Source organism: Nocardia sp. CC201C (genome assembly GCF_030010695.1).
Taxonomy (GTDB): domain Bacteria; phylum Actinomycetota; class Actinomycetes; order Mycobacteriales; family Mycobacteriaceae; genus Nocardia; species Nocardia otitidiscaviarum.
The window spans coordinates 1-4,252 of sequence record NZ_JASCXP010000530.1 but is presented as its reverse complement, the minus strand read 5'-3'; the positions used below and the strand labels follow the sequence as shown (position 1 = coordinate 4,252).

Sequence of the window (4,252 nt, the reverse complement as noted above, 5' to 3'; positions counted from 1 at the left end):
GGTCGGGCCGTGCGCAAATGCCCGGCAGCCGACCGTTGGGACAAGTCGGCGCGGTGGCGTGGACGCTGCCAGCACACGGCGCGGGCGGCGGTGGAGAGGCATCGCGGGGGCGGTGGCGGCGGTGGAGAGGCATCGCGGGGGCGGTGGCGGCCGTGGAGAGGCAGACTCCCACGTCGTCGGCGACGAGTGTCGTGGTCGCTGGATCGGTTGCCGCGGCAGCGGGCGGCGGCCCGCCGGGCGGGTGCGGGACCAGGGCGAACGATTCGGCCGGGCGGGCGTTCTCCGATACCGGAGAGTGGGCGGCGGTGGTCTCAGGCGCTGTGCGCGAGCTGACACACGCCCGCGAGCCGCAGGTGCAGCCAGTCGGCCGCGATCCAGTCGTGCGGCGTGGCGGGGGCTCCGCTCAGTTCGCGGAAATTGTCCAGCAGACCGCGCGCATAGCCCGCGAGCAGGACGCTCACCGGCACATTGCCGGAATTCTCCACACCCAGGTCGATGATGTCGCGGACGGCGGCGGCGTGCTGGTCGACCAGCGCCGAGACCGCCGGGTAGGCGGAAGCGGCCAGGGTCGCCGGAGCTCCGTGCGTCCGGTGCAGGCTTTTCAGAGTCTTGCGCGCCGACACTTCGAGCAACGCGGAGCCGAGCAAAAACACCCGCTCATGCTAGCAATCGGCGGGCATTCGCCACTGTGAGTTTCCGCGCACCGACCGATTCCGCACGAAGGTGCCGGAGGCGCGTTTCGACGACGGTCCTGGCGATGGGCGGCTGTGTCGGGGTGTCCGGTCGCGTCAGCGGAAGGCTTTGGACCCCGTGAGCGCCTCGCCGAGCACCAGTTGATGCACCTCCGCCGTGCCCTCGTAGGTGAGCACCGACTCCAGGTTGTTGGCGTGCCGCAGCACCGGATACTCCAGGGTGATGCCGTTCGCGCCGAGGATGGTGCGGCATTCGCGGGCGATGGCGATGGCTACCCGGGTGCTGTTGAGCTTGCCTGCGCTGATCTGCTCGGGGCGGATCTCGTGGCGGTCCTTGAGACGGCCCAGGTGCAGCGCGAGCAGCTGGCCGGTGCCGAGTTCGACGGCCATATCCGCCAGCTTGGCCTGGGTGAGCTGGTAGGCGGCCAGGGGTTTGTCGAAGACCTCCCGGGTGCGCGCGTAATCGATTGCGGCGGAAAGACAGTCGCGGGCCGCGCCGAGCGCGCCGAAGACGATGCCGAACCGGGCCTCGCTCAGGCAGCCGAGCGGTCCGGCCAGGCCGCGCGCCTCCGGCAGCAGTGCGTCGGCGGGCAGGCGGACGCCGTCCAGGGACAGTTCCGCGGTGATCGAGGCACGCAGCGACAGCTTGCGATGCATCTCGCGGGCGCTGAAACCCGGTGTGTCCGTGGGGACTACGAATCCGCGGACGATCTGCCGGTCCCCCTCCTGCGTCTGCGCCCAGACGATCGCCACGTCGGCCACCGAGCCATTGGTGATCCACATCTTGGCGCCGTCGAGAATCCAGTCGTCCCCATCGCGCCGGGCCCGGGTCCGCATACCGCCCGGGTTGGACCCGAAATCCGGCTCGGTCAATCCGAAGCAGCCGATGAGCTGACCGGACGCCATCCCCGGCAGCCACCGCTGCTTCTGCTCCTCCGACCCGTACTTGTGGATGGCGGTCATGGCCAGCGACCCCTGCACCGAAACCATGCTCCGCACACCGGAATCCACGGCCTCCAGCTCCATGCAGGCCAGTCCGTACGCCGTCGCGGAGGTACCCGCGCACCCGTACCCGTCCAGGTGCATGCCGAGCAGCCCCAGCTTCCCGAGCTCGGGCGCGATCTCCCGAACCGGGAAGGTGCCCGCCTCGAACCAGTCCGCCACATTCGGCCGCAGCCGCTCCGCCGCGAAGGCCCGCACGGTATCCCGAATGTCGGTCTCCTCGGCGGACAGCAGGGACTCGATCGCGAACAGCTCGTCTACGGTGACCATTGCGTCAGCCTATGAGGGTGAGCCCGGTGCCACAACGCCCCCGATCACAACCCTCGATAGATGTCGCGTCGCCAGCCACCCGCGACCACGATAATCACGAGGATGCCGTTGTCGACCCGGTAGATAACGCGAAATCGACCTACCCGCAGGCGGTACAGTTCGTCGGCTCCGGTCAGCTTTCGGACATCCAGCTCGGGTGCATACGGGTCCTCGCCCAGCGCTGTGATCGCCAGCAGAATGCGGCGTGCATCGGCAAGGGCGATGGCGCGCAATTCGCGGCGGGCGGCCGGATCCCATTCGAAGCGGTACTTCACGTCCTTTCCCCGAACAGGTCCGCGATCACCTCGGCCATCGAGACGGTCGGCTCGTTCGCGGCCAGCCGATCGCGAGCGATGCGGGCGAGCATCTCGTCCTCGGCGGCATCGAACGCTTCCACCATCTCCAGCGGAACCAGCGCTGCGGCGGGAGCGCCGTCCCGGAGGATGATCACTTCCTCCCCGCCCTGCGCCTCGGTGACATAGCGGGCGAGGTTGGCGCGTAGCTCACGAATGCTGATCTCGGACATACCTGAAGTGTACACGTGATGTGTACACAGCGTGTCGCGGTTTTCGAACGTGATCAGGCGCGTGGGCCGAAGAGTTCGAGGAGGTGGGTTTGGCCGAACATCTCGGCCGCTTCGCGGGCGGTGGGGGCGCCGGCGTCGGGGCTGGCTCCGGCGGCGAGGAGGTCGCGGATGAGGTCGGCGTCGCCCTTGAAGACCGCGCCCGCGAGCGGGGTCTGGCCGGCGTCGTTGGTCTTGTCGGGGTCGGCGCCGCGGTCCAGCAGGACCTTCGTGGCGTCGCGGTGGCCGTGGTAGGCGGCGAGCATGAGCAGGCCGTCGCCGCGGGCGTTGGTGAGGTCGAGGGGGACGCCCGCGTCCAGGTAGGCGGCGAGGGTGGCGGCATCGCCCTGGCGGGCCAGGTCGAAGATCTTGGTGGCCAGCTCGATGACGTCGGCGTCGGGCTGCGGTGTGTCGGCGTTCGCATCGCTCATGAGCCCAGTACTACCACCACCGGCCGATCGCGGCGGCGGATCGTCCCCGAGACGAACCGCGGCCGACGCGCGGCGTGCACCCACCGCGAATTCGGGGCGATCGGCACGCGCAATAGACTCGGCTCATGAGCGATCAGCTGGGTTTCTCCACACGGGCCGTGCACGCCGGGTTCGACCCCGACCCTCAGACCGGTGCGGTGAACGTGCCCATCTACGCGAGTTCCACCTTCGCCCAGGACGGAGTGGGCGGAATGCGCGGCGGCTACGAGTACGCGCGCACCGGCAACCCGACCCGGACGGCTCTCGAAGCCAATCTGGCGGCGCTGGAGTCCGGCAGCTACGGGCGGGCGTTCGCCTCCGGCATGGCCGCCACCGACTGCGCGCTGCGGGCCACCCTGCGGCCCGGCGATCACCTGGTGATCCCGAACGACGCCTACGGCGGCACCTTCCGGCTGATCGACAAGGTGTTCACCGAATGGGGCATCGAGTACTCGGTCGCCGCGGTGAGCGACGCCGACGAGGTGGCGCGGGCCATGCGCCCCAACACCAAACTGGTGTGGATCGAGACCCCGACCAATCCGCTGCTGAACATCGGCGATATCGCGGCCATCGCGGAGGTCGCGCATCGGGGCGGCGCGAAGCTGGTGGTGGACAACACCTTCGCCTCGCCCTATCTGCAGCAGCCGCTGCTGCTGGGCGCGGATATCGTGATCCACTCGACCACCAAATACCTGGGCGGGCACTCCGATGTGGTCGGCGGTGCGCTCATCACCGACGACCAGGAGCTGGACGCCAAGTTCGCCTTCCTGCAGAACGGCGCGGGTGCGGTCCCCGGCCCCACCGACGCATTCCTGACGTTGCGCGGCATCAAGACGCTGGCCCTGCGCATGGACCGGCACTGCGACAACGCCGAGACGCTGGCCGAATTCCTCGCCAACCATCCGAAGATCGCCCAGGTCATCTACCCGGGGCTGCCGGAGCACCCGGGGCACACCGTGGCGCAGAAGCAGATGCGGCGCTTCGGCGGCATGATCTCGGTGCGCCTGCACGGGGGCAAGGACGCGGCGCTCGACTTCTGCGCCCGCACCAAGATCTTCACCCTGGCCGAATCGCTGGGCGGCGTGGAATCGCTCATCGAACATCCCGGCGCGATGACGCACGCGTCGACGGCGGGCTCGGCCCTCGAGGTTCCGGCGGACCTGGTCCGGCTGTCGGTGGGCATCGAGGATGTGAGCGACCTGCTCTCCGATATCGAG

6 protein-coding genes are annotated in these 4,252 nt (G+C 69.3%); 1 reads left to right on the top strand and 5 read right to left on the bottom strand.

The features are described 5' to 3' along the window. Positions 1-311: 311 nt before the first annotated feature. The 5 genes from QK444_RS33365 to QK444_RS33345 all read right to left on the bottom strand — a co-directional run bounded on the left by QK444_RS33365 (position 312) and on the right by QK444_RS33345 (position 2,996). Positions 312-653 (bottom strand): DUF6401 family natural product biosynthesis protein, encoded by a 342-nt coding sequence (locus QK444_RS33365; RefSeq protein WP_282786020.1) that lies wholly within the window; start codon positions 651-653, stop codon positions 312-314. A 135-nt stretch (positions 654-788) separates the two neighbouring features. Further along, the gene (locus QK444_RS33360) at positions 789-1,964 is read right to left on the bottom strand and encodes an acyl-CoA dehydrogenase family protein (protein WP_282786019.1); all 1,176 of its coding nucleotides are present in this window, start codon (positions 1,962-1,964) and stop codon (positions 789-791) included. A gap of 44 nt (positions 1,965-2,008) precedes the next feature. Next, positions 2,009-2,278, bottom strand: coding sequence for a type II toxin-antitoxin system RelE/ParE family toxin (locus tag QK444_RS33355; protein WP_282786018.1), 270 nt, complete (start codon positions 2,276-2,278; stop codon positions 2,009-2,011). Then, positions 2,275-2,529 carry a type II toxin-antitoxin system Phd/YefM family antitoxin gene (locus QK444_RS33350; protein ID WP_280354738.1) on the bottom strand — a complete coding sequence of 85 codons (255 nt, stop codon included), beginning with the start codon at positions 2,527-2,529 and terminating at the stop codon, positions 2,275-2,277. The genes QK444_RS33355 and QK444_RS33350 overlap by 4 nt, the downstream gene beginning before the upstream one ends. A 53-nt stretch (positions 2,530-2,582) precedes the next feature. Continuing rightward, on the bottom strand, positions 2,583-2,996 hold the full coding sequence (locus QK444_RS33345) for an ankyrin repeat domain-containing protein (protein WP_039817048.1): 414 nt from the start codon (positions 2,994-2,996) through the stop codon (positions 2,583-2,585). A 125-nt stretch (positions 2,997-3,121) separates the two neighbouring features. On the opposite strand from QK444_RS33345, the gene QK444_RS33340 reads away from it, so the two are divergent. Next, the coding region (locus QK444_RS33340; protein ID WP_282786017.1) for a cystathionine gamma-synthase at positions 3,122-4,252 on the top strand (1,131 nt) is incomplete at its 3' end.